A 12,757-nucleotide genomic window follows, 5' to 3' on the forward strand; every position below is an offset into this window, starting at 1 on the left:
ACCCTTCTCCTTTTTTCCTTGGGGATGCCTCTTTGGCTGTCGAAACTGCGCGCGCCCCCCCCGCGGGGCCGCCCCCCCCCCCGCGGAGCGTTCCTACGACGGGGCAGGAGCAGGGGGAAGCCCCTCGCCGGCCGCCGGATCGTGCGGTGGTTCGCTGAGCTGGTCGCGCAGGTAGTTCCAGACGACGGCGACGAGCGCGGCAGCCGGTACGGCCAGCAGGCTGCCCACAACGCCGGCCAGACTGCCGCCCAGCGTGACCGCCAGCAGGACCACCGCCGCGTGGAGACCGAGACCGCGGCTCTGGATCATGGGCTGGAACACGTTGCCTTCGAGCTGCTGCACCGCGACGATGATCGCCAGCACGATCAGTGCGTCCGTCAGGCCGTTCGACACCAGCGCGATGAGCACCGCCACCAGGCCGGCGAACAGGGCTCCCACGATCGGCACGAACGCGGAGACGAAGGTCAGGACTGCCAGTGGCAGCACCAGGGGTACGCCGACGATCCACAGGCCCAGGCCGATGAAGACGGCGTCCAGCAGGCCGACGAAGGCCTGGGAGCGGACGAACGAGCCCAGGGTCTGCCAGCCGCGCACGGCCACCGCCGGAACGTCGGTGGCCAGCCGGCCGGGGAGCTGGCGGGTGAGCCACGGCAGGAAGCGGGGGCCGTCCTTGAGGAAGAAGAACATCAGGAAGACCGCCAGCACGGCGGTGACCAGGCCGTTGAAGACGGTGCTCACTCCCGTCACGACGGTGGAGACTGCGCTGCCGACGCTGTTCTGGAGACGGGCCACCGCGGCGTCGAAGGCGCCCGTGATCTGGTCGTTGCCGATGTTCAGCGGCGGCCCGGCCGCCCACTCGCGCAGCCGTTGGATGCCCTCGGCCACGCCGTCGACCAGTTCCCCCGACTGGGAGGCCACGGGAACCGCGATGAGCGCCACGATGCCGCCGGCCACCAGGAGGAAGAGCACGGTCACCACGGAGGCGGCGAGAGCGGGCGGCCATCCCCGCCGACGCAGGAATGCGGCCAGGGGCCAGGTCAGGGTGGTGAGGAGCAGGGCCACGACGAGTGGCCAGATGACCGACCACATCCGGCCCAGAACCCACAGTGCCGCCGCCGCCATGACCAGGACCACCAGCAGCTCGGCGGAGACCCGTGCCGACGTACGGAGTGCGGCAGCGGCTCTTGCGGAGCTCAATGTGACAGACATGGGGTCACCCTATTCACACTCGGTTCTCACCTGAGCACCGCCGCTGACGTCCGGCGTCCGGCTCCGTGTTCGTCCGTCCCCTGACACTCCCCCAGTTCGGCGGCGCCGGGTCGAGTTGGTGTCCGCCGAGTGCGGCGGGACGGCCGACGCGGCCCGGTTGCCGATGACGACCCTCCTGGCCGCGTACCGGGCGGCCGTGGCGCGTGCCGTGGCGCACACGACGGCGCGCAGCTCCGGCGGGTCGAGGGCCCGTCGCCGGTGGCGGTGAGGTCGAGGATCTGGTCGACCCGGTACGTGCGCGGGCCGGGCGCCGCCACCACGGTCGGGGCCGTCACTGCGCCACGGCCGCCGTCTGCTTGAATGGTGTTCCCACCCTTGGGCCGTACCGGTCTTAAGTGGGTATTGATGTGTAATCTTTGCCAATGCATTTCATATCAGACAGCAGGACCCGCGCTGAGCGCGGCGGCCCACCGGACAGTGGGCTCCGTGCCAGACGGTGGAGCCGGCCCTCGCGCGACACGATGCGCAGGCTGCTCGTCGGCCGTACCGCGCCGGGTCGGCCGGCAACCGTCTTCAGCCGGTGGTGGTTGTTTGGTCCGCTGGTGGGCCTGGGCGCCGCTTGCGCGATGGCCTTCCGGATCTTCCACGACGGCCCGATCGGGCTGGCTGACAACGGCGACGGACCGTCCCGGATGTGCGCGCTGGACACCTCCGTGCACCTCGACAAGGGCTCCTGGTGGTGGTTCGACTACGCCAACTTCCGCTACGACCAGGCCAAGCCCGAGGCGTGCACGTCCGAGAACACCTACCCGGGCAGCGGTAAGTGGCTGCCCATGCTGGCCCGGCCGCTGAGCCACCTGCTGGGCTACCCCGGAGCGGTCGACCTCCGGGCCCAGGCACTGCTGTGGTGCGCCCTGGTGGGCCTGGCCTTCGCGGTCTTCGCCGTCGCGCTGCGCGGTCGCCTGCTGCTGCGCCTGCTGGTCTGTGCCGCGCTGTTCCTCGTCGTCGGCGATGCGGTGATCGCGGGGTACGCCGCCTCGCCGTTCAGTGAGCTGGCCGGACTGACCGGGCTGCTGTTCGCCACTGTCGGGGCGGTCCACCTGGGCGGTTCACGCCGGGCCAGGCTGGGCGGGCTGCTGCTGTTCACCGCCGGGTCGGTCACGGTGGTGGCCTCCAAGATGCAGGCCCTCACCATGGCCGTCCCGCTGCTGGTGCTGCTGCTGTGCTGCAAGGTGCCGGTCGGCCGGCTCACCGGACGGTTCTCCGCCCGGGTGCTCCCGCTGACCGCCGCCGTGGTGATCGGCGCGGCCGGGACGCACACGCTGGTGTACCAGATGGAAGCCTTCAAGGAGATCAACCGTACCGAGATGATCTTCGTCGGCATCATGGGCAAGAGCCCCGACCCGGCCAAGGACGCGGTCGAACTCGGTCTGCCGGCCGACTTCGGCCAGTACGCCGGGATGAACTGGTGGGGCGAGAAGGCACCCCAGAAGGATCCGCGCTGGCCCGAGGTCCTCGATCGCATCACCTATGCCAACATCGCCGGCTACCTGGCCGAACACCCGGGCGTCGCGCTCCGCATCGCCCGGGGCGGGCTGGACGACTTCGCGGCTTCACGACCCGACAACCTGGGCTCCTACCCCGTATCCGCCGGCGAACCGGCCGGTGCCCAGGAGCACCGGCTCGTCCTCTACACCGGCTTCCTCCGGACTCTGGGCGGTGGCTGGGTACTCGGCCTGCAGGGCGCGCTCGCGCTGGCCGGGATCTGGTGGCTGCGCCGCAGCGCGGACAACCCGCGGCGCCGGGCCTTCCTGGCCATGATGGTCTGCCTGGGCGGAGCCACCCTGACCCAGTTCGCCACGGCCATGTACGGCGAGGCGATCGAGAACACCAAGCACCTGATCTACGGGATCTTCGCTACCGGCCTGGCCTTCGTGCTGGCCGCCGCGACGGTGCTGAACACTCCCGCCCCGGTTGCGCCGTCCCGGGCGGAAGAGGAGGAACCTGCCACGGGCGGCTCCCAGGCCCGTACGGACCTGGCGACGGCTGCCCGCTGAAGCCCTGAGCGCCTGAAGGGCCGGACACCCCCACCGGGATCGTCCGGCCCTTCGCGCATGACCCCTGTGGTGGTGCGGGGTGCCGGCCGGGGCGACGGCGTTGTGCTCCAGCAGGTCAGAGCGCACCGTCAAGGAGGCCGAAGCCTTCCGGGAACCCTTCCGGGAACTCCCGCCGCGCGGGCTCGGACTCGGCGTCGGCCATCGTCCCGAGCAAGTCGGTCAACTCGCTGGTCTGGTCGCTCGACAAGCCGGCTGACCAGGTGAGCTCCTCGTTCTCTCACACGGCCTCCGGAAACGTTGCAGTGGCCGCCGCGGTCCGCCAAGCAGGTTTCCGCTTCCCACGGAACGCCTCGATCGACCTGGCCGGCCGTGATCCTCCAGTGAGAGCCTGGGGCGGCGGACGGCTACGTCGCCGGTGTCGACCAGGGCGCGGTGCGGAGGTCGGCTGCGCTGCGCCGGGTGCGGGCCGTCAGGGGTTCGTCGGCCGCCTTGCCGACCGCGATCATGGATACGATCGCCCATCCGGGATCCGGGCGCAGCTCTTCGGCCAGGGCTTCGAGGTCGAAGGCCCGGAACTGGTGGGTGGCCAGTCCCATCGCCTGGGCTTGGATGCTCAGGTGGGCCACTGCCTGCCCGAGGTCGTAATCGGCGAACTCGGAGTACACCACGGCGGTGTCGTCGACGTATCGGCGGGTCAGCGCGACGACGAGCAGCCCTGCGTCCTTCGCCCACCGGGCGGAGCTGGGCGCGAGGTGGGGCAGCACCCGTGCGTGGTCCGGCTCACCGGGCCTGACCGGGAGGAAGCCCCATGGCTGCGAGTTCCCGGCGGAGGGTGTCCATCTCGCGGCTTCGAGCAGCAGCCGGAGGGTGTGGTCGTCGACGAGGCCGGACGGGTCGAACCGGTAGGGGCTGAAACGGTTGGCCAGCAGGGCGTGGATCTGGTCGGTTCGCTGAAGGTCGTGAGGCACGTCCCTGACAACCGCACGTCTCGCTGATCCATTTCCGTACCGTCCGCCGCGGACGCCTTCTTCAGGCGACGGGCGACGGGGTGTGGGTCCCGGTACCGCCGGCGCGGACTGACCGTACCGCCCGGGCGAGACGGCGTACGCCCTCGGTCAGCTGGGCCTCGGGGAGGGTGTACGGCAGGCGGATGTTGCGTTCGAAGGCGCCGCCCACCCCGAAGCGGGGTCCGGCGGCGATGACCACTCCGTGATCGGGCGCGACCGCGGCCAGCCGGGAGCCGAGGGGCTCGGGGAAGGTGGCCCACAGGGTCACCCCGCCGGCGGCCCGTGGCGCGTGGACGTCGGGCAGGTGCTCGGCCAGGGCCCGCAGCAGCGCGTCGCGCTGCGAGGCGAGCTGCGCGAGCGCGTCCGGCCGCCGGGTGCGCCCCTCGTCGAGGAGTACGGCCGTGGCGAGCTGCTCCACCACGGGGGTGCCGAGGTCGAGGGCGGGGCGGATCTGTTCGACACGTCTCAGGACGGCGGGGGCGGCTCGGATCCAGCCGATCCGCAGGCCGCCCCAGATGCTCTTGGACACGGAGCCGACGCAGACCGCGGTGCCTCTGGGCAGGTGCAGCGCGAGGGGTTCGGGAGTCTGCCGGTCAAGGGCCAGGTCGGTGAGGGTCTCGTCGATGACGGTGGGACAGGGCAGGCTGAGGCCGCGGCGCACGTCCGTGGCCATGCACATGCCCGTGGGGTTGTGGAAGTCGGGGATCAGGTAGGCGAGATCGGCGGTGCGGCCCGCGGCCCGGAGCTGTGCCGGATCCCAGCCGCACGGCGCGACGGGCACGGGCAGCAGCCGGGTCCGGGCCTCGGTGAACGTCTTGATCGCGTGCGGGTAGGTCGGGTGCTCGATCAGGACCGTGTCACGCGGCGACAGCAGGGCCCGGGCCAGCAGGGCCACGGCGTGCTGTGCGCCGTTGGTGACCAGGATCTGGTCGGGCGAGGTGGCCAGGCCGCGCCGCTCGTACCAGCGCGCGACCGCCCCGCGCAGCTCGGCGGTGCCGTACCGGTCGTAGCCGTGCCGCTCCAGGTGCCGCGGCAGTTGTTCGAGGGCGGTGGCGAGGGCGGCGTGGAGGACGCCGACGGGTGCGGGCGGCGCGGCGACGGACAGGTCGACGGCGGCCGGGTCCCCGCCCTGGTCGGACGTGGACGGTGTGCCGCCGGGGAGGCGTACGGTCGCCCGGGCGCGGGCCCTCGTGGCGAGGTAGCCCTGCTCGACGAGGGTTCGGTACGCGGCCCCCACCGTGGTCCTGCTGCTGCCGAGTGCGTTGGCCAGGTCGCGTTCGCTGGGCAGAGCGGCACCGAGGGTCAGGCGTCCGTCCAGCACGAGCAGCCGGAGCCGGTCGGAGAGGCGCTGGTGGGCGGGCCCTGGCCCCTCCTGCCAGGTGCCCAGCATGCGGGCCGTGGTGTGCGAGCTGATCTTCACCGGGCCAGCGTAGCCAATCTGGCCATGGTTTCGGGGTCCAGATGTGGCGGAGGGTGGCCGCATGGCACCTCCCGCACCTTCCTCGTCCTCGGCGTACGTCCTTCCCCGCCTGGGCTTCGCCGCCCAGCTCCGCGCGGGCCGCACGGCACGCCGCGTCCCCCAGCTCCTCATCGGCCTCGTCGGGTACGGGGCCGCCGTCATGGTCCTCGTCCAATCCGGGCTCGGGGCGGCCGGCTGGAACGTCCTCACCGAGGGCACCGCCCAGACGCTGGGCATCTCCTACGGCTGGGCGACGAACCTGATCTCGCTCCTCGTCCTGCTCGCCTGGATCCCCTTGCGGGAGCTGCCCGGAGTGGGCACGCTCCTCAACGTGGCCGTCGTGGGCTTCGCCGCGGACGCCACCGCCGCCGTGCTGCCCAGCCCCGGCGGGCTGCCCGCCCAGGTCTGCTACCTCGTCCTCGGCCTCGTCGCGCTGGCCTTCTTCGACGCGCTCTACCTCGGGGCGCACCTGGGTCCGGGCCCGCGCGACGGGATCATGACCGGCCTGGTCCGCCTCACCGGGCTGCCGGTCGCTTCGGTGCGCACCGGCATCGAGGTCGCCGTCGCGGGCACGGGCTGGCTCCTGGGCGGGACGGTCGGTGCCGGAACCGTCCTGATCGCCCTGTGCATGGGGCCCCTGGTGGGCTGGTTGCTGCCGCGGCTCGCCGTGCTCCCCGTGCAGCCGGGCGGCACGGGGACCGGCTGGCCAGATGCCGTCCAGGTCAGGCAGTGCTCAGGATGATCGATGTAGGGTGCGGCGAGGTCGAGCATGCGTCTCGCACACCGTCTTCCGGTCAGCTCCAGGTCTGCGTAGTCCGGCAGGAGAAGCGCGACACGGTCGTCCAGGAGAAGAAAGGGACCCGGCCCGACCGTGAGGTCACCCGGCCGGCCCCCGTGCGGATACGTGACTCAGCCTCCCAGCGCGACGCTCGTGCGGGCCGGGCCGGGCCGGGGCAAGGGGCCCTGTCGGCCGTCGGCCTGTCCGGTCCGCGCCCAGGCGCGTCACCGCTCTGTCAGTACGAATGGTCGACCGTGACGTCGGCCGACAGGCGCAGCGCCGCTTCGGCCGGTTCACCGCGCAGCCCCATCAGGGTGAGGGCGAGGGCGTCGATCACGGTGAGGTGGGCCAGCCGGCTGGCGACGGTTTCGAGTCCGAACACGAGGTCCTGGCCGCCCGCGACCAGCGTGCGGTCGCCGGCCTCGCTGAGCGGCGACCGGGCGTAGCTGGTGACCGCGACGACCCGGGCCCCGGCCTGGCGTGCGCGCCGGGCGGTGTCCACCGTGCTGCGCGTGGCGCCCGTGTGGCTGATGGCCAGGCAGACGCCGGCGGGCGTCAGCTGTGAGGCGGCCAGCTGCGCTGTCAGCGGGTCGGCCGGTGCGTCGACCGCGCAGCCCAGTGCGCGCAGCCGGTAGGCGGTGTCCAGCGCGACCGCGCCGGACAGTCCCGCGCCGACGACCAGGATCCGGGGAGCCGCGTCGAGCAGTTCGGCCGCCGCCCGCAGGTCCTGCGGGGTCACCGTCGCCGCGACCCCGTCCAGGGCCTCCCGGCCGGCGCGGATCGTGTCGGCAAGGGCGCGGGCGGCGGGGTCGCGGTCCCGGGAGGGCTCCGGGGCGGGTGCCTGCCGGGCCGCGACGATCTTCAGCTCCTGGTACCCGCGGAACCCCAGCCGCTGGCAGGCCCGTACGACGGAGGACGGCGCGGTGCCGGCCAGCGCCGCGACATCGCTGACGCTGAGCCGCACCAGGTCGGCGCCCTTGTCGAGGACGACCTGCGCCACCCGCACCTCGGTGTCGCGCAGTTCGGACAGGTGGGCCCGGATGTGGGCGGCGAGCCCGCCCGAGGCTGTGGAATCCATTTCCATGTGTTTACGCTAGCAGGGAATTCCATTCCAGAGTCAGCCGTGGGGAGCGCCCCGTGCCCGTGAACCTGCCGTCCGTGACGGGCGCCGCCGCCGTGCCCGCCGTCGTCCTCGCCTCGGCGGTGCTGCACGCCGTCTGGAACGGCCTCACCCACGGCCTGCGCGACAAGCTCGCCGGCTTCACCCTGATCGGCCTCGTCTCCGCGGGCTGCGGAGCCGTGCTCGTCTGCCTCGCCCCGCTGCCCGCGCCGGCGGCCTGGCCGTACATCGCCGCCTCGGCCGCGCTGCAGGTCACGTACCAGCTCCTGCTGCTGCGCGCCTATCAGCTCGGAGACTTCGGCCAGATGTACCCGACCGCGCGCGGCACCTCGCCCGTCGTGGTGGCCCTGGTGTCCACCACCCTCCTCGGCCACTCCCTGGCCGCCGGACAGGCCCTCGGCATCACGGTGATCGCCTGCGGACTGGCCGGCCTCGCCCTCGCCGACGGGATCCCCGGCCGTGCCCAGCTGCCGGCGCTGGCCGCCGCGGTCGGCACCGGGGTGATGATCGCCTCCTACACCCTCGTCGACGGCAACGGCGTCCGCGTGTCCGGCAGCGTCTTCGGCTACATCGCCTGGCTGTTCCTGTGCCAGGGGCTCGTCCTCCCGCTCGTCGCAGGGGCCCGCCGGGGCCGCGCCCTGTTCACCGCACTGCGCCCGCTGTGGGGCCGGGGCCTGGCGGGCGGACTGCTCTCGCTCCTGGCGTACGGGCTCGTCGTGTGGGCCCAGTCCCGGGGCGACCTCCCCACCATCGCCGCCCTGCGGGAGACCAGCATCGTCTTCGGGGCCCTGATCGGCGCGGTCGTCTTCCGGGAGCGCCTCGGCGGCCGGCGGATCACCGCCAGCGCGACCGTCCTGGCGGGGATCGCGGTGCTCCAGTTCGTCGGCGGCTCCTGAGGCGGCCGAGGGTCGTGTCCTCGCGCCGGGCGCGTTGCCGTTCGCCATGGCCGCGTCGTGGGAGGCGGTTGGGGCGCTGTGATCGCTTCTCGCTGCCGCCGGGGTCAGTGGAGGCAGAGGCAGAAGGGGTGGCCCGCCGGGTCCGCGTAGACGCGCCAGTCGGCGTCCGGCCGGAGCTGGTCCGTCCGCTCCAGTACGGTCGCGCCGAGGGCCAGCGCCCGCTTCTCCTCCCCGTCGAGGTCGTCCACGTCGAAGTCCAGATGGAGCTGCTGGGGGTGGCGCCGGCCGGGCCATTGGGGCGGCTGGTAGCCGTCCACCCGCTGGCAGGCCAGCGGTGTTCCCTCGAAGCCGTGCACCTCGACCCAGTCGGGGTCGTCGGGGTCCGCGACGACGCGGCCGCCGAGCAGGTCCGCGTAGAACTCCGCGAGCCGTACCGGATCGGCGCAGTCCAGTGCGATCGCCTGCAGCTTCCGGATCACTTCCGACACCCTCTCACTCTGGCCGCCTCCACGACGCCCTTACCGGAGGGCTCGTACCCGCCGCGGGGACGGGGCATGTACGTCGGTCCACACATCGTCCGCCGGTGCGGCCGGGGCCTGCCGGCGGCGCGGGCGGAAGCGGGAGACGGCCACCCCGGCCAGGCACAGCAGGCCGCCGAGGAGGGTGAGCCAGGCCGGTACCTCGCCGAGGAGGATCCGGCTCAGCAGGACGACGATGGCCGGCACCGCGTAGGTCGTCGCGCCGAGCTTCCCGGCCGGCATCCGCGCGAGGGCGTACGTCCGGGTGGTGAAGGCGAGGGCGGTCGGGACCACGCCCAGGTAGACCGTGTTCAGGGTCGCGGAGAGCGGGGCCCGCGGCACCTCGGCCACCAGCTGCCCGGCGAACGGCAGGCAGACCACGGTTCCGGCGAGGCAGCTGTAGGTGGTGATCTGCAGCGGCGTCCCGTACGCGAGCGCGGGCTTCTGCGCGACGACGCCCGTCGCGTACGCCACCGCCGCGAGCAGGCACAGCACCACCCCGAGCACCGAGGTCGAGCCGTCGCCGCCTGCCGGCATCGACAGGCCGACGACCACGGCTCCGACGAAGGCGACCGCCATGCCGGTGGCAGCGGCGTCATCGGAACGCCGGTCCGTACGGGCGGCCTCACGTCGGCCGGGGCCGACCAGCCCGGTCTCGCAGGCGGGAGGCGGGCGGCCTGGGCACGGCCAGGGGGCTGGTCAGGCCAGGTGGGCGGCGATGAGCTCTGCCCAGGAGCGGATGAAGGACGGGTAGTCGGCGGCGAATTCGTCGAGCGCCCGGGCCGCGGCCGGGGTGAGGGGCGTCATGTCGTAGGTGACCGTCACCTCGCTGCCGGCCTCGGTTTCGGCCAGGGCGACGGTGACCGTCCCGGCCCGCACCCCCGGGGTGATCCGGGCGTAGGAGACCGACCGCGGGAAGTCCCGGGAGGCGACCAGCCAGGTCGTCTCCTCTTCGGGCGACGAGGTGAGCCAGACGGTTCCCGGCGCGGTGTCGTCCGGCGGATCGACCGGAAATACGGGTTCCCAGCCCGGCACCCAGTCCCGCTCGCCCCGGGCGGTGAAGAGCCGGAAGGCCGCCTCGGGTGGAAGCGGAACGTCCAGCACGGCGCTCAGGACACGACGGTTCACTTCTCCTCCAGGGCGTGGGCGTCGGCAGCGGTCAACTCCAGCCCGTAGACGTCCTTGAGCTGCTCGATCTTGGCCAGGGTTTCCGCCGAGAAGGGGGCCTTGCCGTCGAACGCGTGCAGGACGATCCCCTCGACGAGCTCGCCGAGAGGCATGTCGAGGTATTCGGCCAGCGCCTTGAGCACCTTCAGCAGATTCCGCTCGATCCGCAGGCCGGTCTGAGCCCGTTCAATCGTTACCATGTTACCAAGGTAACAATGAGAACGGCGCTTGTCGACCGTTCACGGTCCACGCCCGGCGAGCGCCGCCCCGCCACACGAACCGGCTGACGGAGGCCGCCCGTGTGGTGGTCTCCGCCATTCCGGGGCGTGCGCTGGACAGACCGGAGAGCCGGGGCATATCTGCCGTGGGAGCGGGCGAGTAGACGGGTGGACCGAACGTCCGCAGACAGCCCGGCTCAGGTTCAGGGAGAACTCGATGACCATGTCGACAACGGCGCGGATCGCCGTGACCGTGGGGGCCGCGACCGCGTTCGCGGCGAGCTCGACCCTCAGCGCCGCCGCCCGGACGCCGGAACCCAAGGCTCCCGGGGAGTTCGTCTCGCTGAGCTCCGTCGACCCCACGATCATCCAGGAAATGCGCTACGTGTCGGCCCACAACTTCATCGGCGAGCGGATCGACGGCTACCGGCAGCCTGTCTGCATCCTGACGCGCCCGGCGGCCGAAGCCCTGCACCGGGCCCAGACACGGCTGCTGCCGCAGGGGTACTCGCTCAAGGTGTACGACTGCTACCGGCCCCAGCGGGCCGTCGACCACTTCGTACGGTGGGCCAAGGACCTGACCGACGAGAGGAGGAAGGCGGAGTTCTATCCGCGGGTCGACAAGTCGCGCCTGTTCGAGGACGGCTACATCGCCGAGAAGTCCGGGCACAGCCGTGGCAGCACCACGGACCTCACGATCGTCCCGCTTCCGGCGGTCCCGGCGCCCCCGCCGAGGCCGGGGCAGGAGTCCGTTCCCTGCTACGCGCCGCAAGCGGAGCGGTACCCGGACAACTCCGCGGACATGGGCACGGGCTTCGACTGCTTCGACACGCTGTCGCACACCGACGACCCGCGCGTCCAGGGAGCACAGCGCGCGCACCGCCAGCTGCTGAAGACGGCGCTGGCCGCTGAGGGGTTCGTCAACCTGCCCGAGGAGTGGTGGCACTTCACGCACAAGCCCGAGCTCTTCCCGGACACCTACTTCGACTTCCCCGTCGCGCGCCGGCCGGTGGCCGGGCACCGCCCCTGACGGACGAGTGCCGGCGGGGGCGCTCCCGGCCCGGAGGACGCGTCCGTCGCCCCTTCGTGTGGCACCTGCGCGTCGTCATGGCAACGGCCTGTCACTTTCCGTAACGTCGACCGGGGCTCGGGTATCGCACACACGCACCCGACGATCAAGGAACGGGAAGGCAGGACACCACCACCCGGCACACGAGAGCCACAACCAGGCGTTTTCGGGCCGCGGGCCCGCCCGGAACGCACCGCCGTGCCGTGCGCCCCGACCTGTACGCGCCACCCACGAATCACGGAGGAACGGCCATGCCCCAAGGACTGTCCATCCACATCGGCATCAACGAGATCGACGAGGCCCGCTACGGGACCAAGGGCGAGCTGAAGAACCCCGAGAACGACGCCCTGACCATGAGGGACCTCGCCAAGGCCAACGGGTTCGACACCCTCGCGACCCTGCTCACCAAGGACGCCACCAGCGAGAAGGTCACCTCCGTACTCAAGACGGCCGCCGCACAGCTCACCGCCGGCGACCTCCTGCTGCTCACCTACGCCGGCCACGGATCCCAGGTCCCCGACAAGAACGGAGACGAACCCGACCGCCGCGACGAGACGTGGGTGCTCTACGACCGGCAGTTCATCGACGACGAGCTGTACGCCCACTTCGCCGCCTTCGCCGAGAACGTACGCATCCTCTTGCTCTCCGACAGCTGTCACAGCGGCACCGTCTCACGAGACGTCTCGCACTTCCTCAGCGACGCGGAGCTGGTGCGCGCCTTCGACACCAGCGAACCGTCCGAGGTCCGCGCCCGCATCCGCGCCCTGCCGCAGGACGCCCAGTTCCGCAACTACCAGCGCGATCAGGAGCTGTACGACGAGATCCAGCGTTCCGTGCCCGCGCTGGACCTGCAGGACATCCAGGCCGACGTGCTGCTGATCTCCGGCTGCCAGGACAACCAGACCTCCAGCGACGGCGTGGGGGCCAACGGCCTGTTCACCGAGAGCCTGCTCAAGACCTGGAGGAACGGGGCGTTCCGGGGAAGCTACTCGACCCTCCACCGCCAGGTCGTCGAGAGCATGCCCTTCTACCAGACGCCCAACATGCTGCAGACAGGCAGGCAGACCCAGGAGTTCGCCTCCCAGGCGCCGTTCGCCATCTGATCGTCTGCGCATCTGCGCGTCTGCCGGACGGACGGGGGGGGGGGGGGGGGGGGGGGGCCACCCCCCCGGCGGTCCCCCCCACCCCCCCAGGGGGGGCCGGTTTTTGCCGGTCCCTTAGTCCTAAGGGGGGGACAAGGGTTCCACAAAGGGAAAACA

The 12,757-nt window shown here is 72.1% G+C and carries 12 protein-coding genes and 1 pseudogene; 5 read left to right on the plus strand and 8 right to left on the minus strand.

What is annotated here, in order from left to right; genetic code table 11:
• Window positions 1-93 precede the first annotated feature (93 nt).
• Window positions 94-1,209 carry an AI-2E family transporter gene (locus tag ACZ7IF_RS32165; RefSeq protein WP_470978712.1) on the minus strand — a complete coding sequence of 372 codons (1,116 nt, stop codon included), beginning with the start codon at window positions 1,207-1,209 and terminating at the stop codon, window positions 94-96.
• 521 nt (window positions 1,210-1,730) lie between these two features.
• Here ACZ7IF_RS32165 and wsfD point away from each other — a divergent pair.
• A complete protein-coding gene (gene wsfD, locus ACZ7IF_RS32170; protein WP_470978715.1) occupies window positions 1,731-3,266 on the plus strand; it encodes a glycan biosynthesis hexose transferase WsfD in 1,536 nt (511 codons plus the stop codon).
• A 404-nt stretch (window positions 3,267-3,670) separates the two neighbouring features.
• Here the strand turns inward: wsfD and ACZ7IF_RS32175 are convergent, their stop codons facing one another.
• The gene (locus tag ACZ7IF_RS32175) at window positions 3,671-4,234 is read right to left on the minus strand and encodes a nitroreductase family protein (RefSeq protein ID WP_470978717.1); all 564 of its coding nucleotides are present in this window, start codon (window positions 4,232-4,234) and stop codon (window positions 3,671-3,673) included.
• A gap of 61 nt (window positions 4,235-4,295) precedes the next feature.
• On the minus strand, window positions 4,296-5,693 hold the full coding sequence (yczR, locus tag ACZ7IF_RS32180; RefSeq protein WP_470978720.1) for a MocR-like transcription factor YczR: 1,398 nt from the start codon (window positions 5,691-5,693) through the stop codon (window positions 4,296-4,298).
• A 61-nt stretch (window positions 5,694-5,754) separates the two neighbouring features.
• Here yczR and yczE point away from each other — a divergent pair, with 61 nt between their 5' ends.
• Window positions 5,755-6,474, plus strand: coding sequence for a membrane protein YczE (gene yczE / locus ACZ7IF_RS32185; protein ID WP_470978723.1), 720 nt, complete (start codon window positions 5,755-5,757; stop codon window positions 6,472-6,474).
• Between the two features lie 271 nt (window positions 6,475-6,745).
• On the opposite strand, the gene ACZ7IF_RS32190 is transcribed toward yczE, so the two are convergent.
• The gene (locus ACZ7IF_RS32190; protein ID WP_470978725.1) at window positions 6,746-7,588 is read right to left on the minus strand and encodes a MurR/RpiR family transcriptional regulator; all 843 of its coding nucleotides are present in this window, start codon (window positions 7,586-7,588) and stop codon (window positions 6,746-6,748) included.
• Between the two features lie 59 nt (window positions 7,589-7,647).
• Here ACZ7IF_RS32190 and ACZ7IF_RS32195 point away from each other — a divergent pair, with 59 nt between their 5' ends.
• Window positions 7,648-8,526: an EamA family transporter gene (locus ACZ7IF_RS32195; protein WP_470978728.1), complete on the plus strand. Its 879-nt coding sequence runs from the start codon at window positions 7,648-7,650 to the stop codon at window positions 8,524-8,526.
• 104 nt (window positions 8,527-8,630) lie between these two features.
• Here the strand turns inward: ACZ7IF_RS32195 and ACZ7IF_RS32200 are convergent, their stop codons facing one another.
• The 4 genes and pseudogenes from ACZ7IF_RS32200 to ACZ7IF_RS32215 all read right to left on the minus strand — a co-directional run bounded on the left by ACZ7IF_RS32200 (window position 8,631) and on the right by ACZ7IF_RS32215 (window position 10,411).
• Complete coding sequence (locus tag ACZ7IF_RS32200) at window positions 8,631-9,005, minus strand: VOC family protein (protein WP_470978731.1); 375 nt, start codon at window positions 9,003-9,005, stop codon at window positions 8,631-8,633.
• Window positions 9,006-9,044: 39 nt separating this feature from the next.
• Window positions 9,045-9,626, minus strand: a pseudogene (locus ACZ7IF_RS32205) (DMT family transporter); the annotation flags it as partial.
• Between the two features lie 117 nt (window positions 9,627-9,743).
• Window positions 9,744-10,172 carry an SRPBCC family protein gene (locus ACZ7IF_RS32210; RefSeq protein WP_470978734.1) on the minus strand — a complete coding sequence of 143 codons (429 nt, stop codon included), beginning with the start codon at window positions 10,170-10,172 and terminating at the stop codon, window positions 9,744-9,746.
• On the minus strand, window positions 10,169-10,411 hold the full coding sequence (locus tag ACZ7IF_RS32215) for a hypothetical protein (RefSeq protein WP_470978737.1): 243 nt from the start codon (window positions 10,409-10,411) through the stop codon (window positions 10,169-10,171). The genes ACZ7IF_RS32210 and ACZ7IF_RS32215 overlap by 4 nt, the downstream gene beginning before the upstream one ends.
• Window positions 10,412-10,646: 235 nt before the next feature.
• On the opposite strand from ACZ7IF_RS32215, the gene ACZ7IF_RS32220 reads away from it, so the two are divergent.
• Complete coding sequence (locus tag ACZ7IF_RS32220) at window positions 10,647-11,459, plus strand: M15 family metallopeptidase (protein WP_470978740.1); 813 nt, start codon at window positions 10,647-10,649, stop codon at window positions 11,457-11,459.
• A gap of 290 nt (window positions 11,460-11,749) precedes the next feature.
• Window positions 11,750-12,601, plus strand: coding sequence for a caspase family protein (locus ACZ7IF_RS32225; protein WP_470978743.1), 852 nt, complete (start codon window positions 11,750-11,752; stop codon window positions 12,599-12,601).
• The last annotated feature ends 156 nt before the right edge of the window (window positions 12,602-12,757 follow it).

The organism is Streptomyces sp. NPDC037421 (assembly GCF_055602105.1).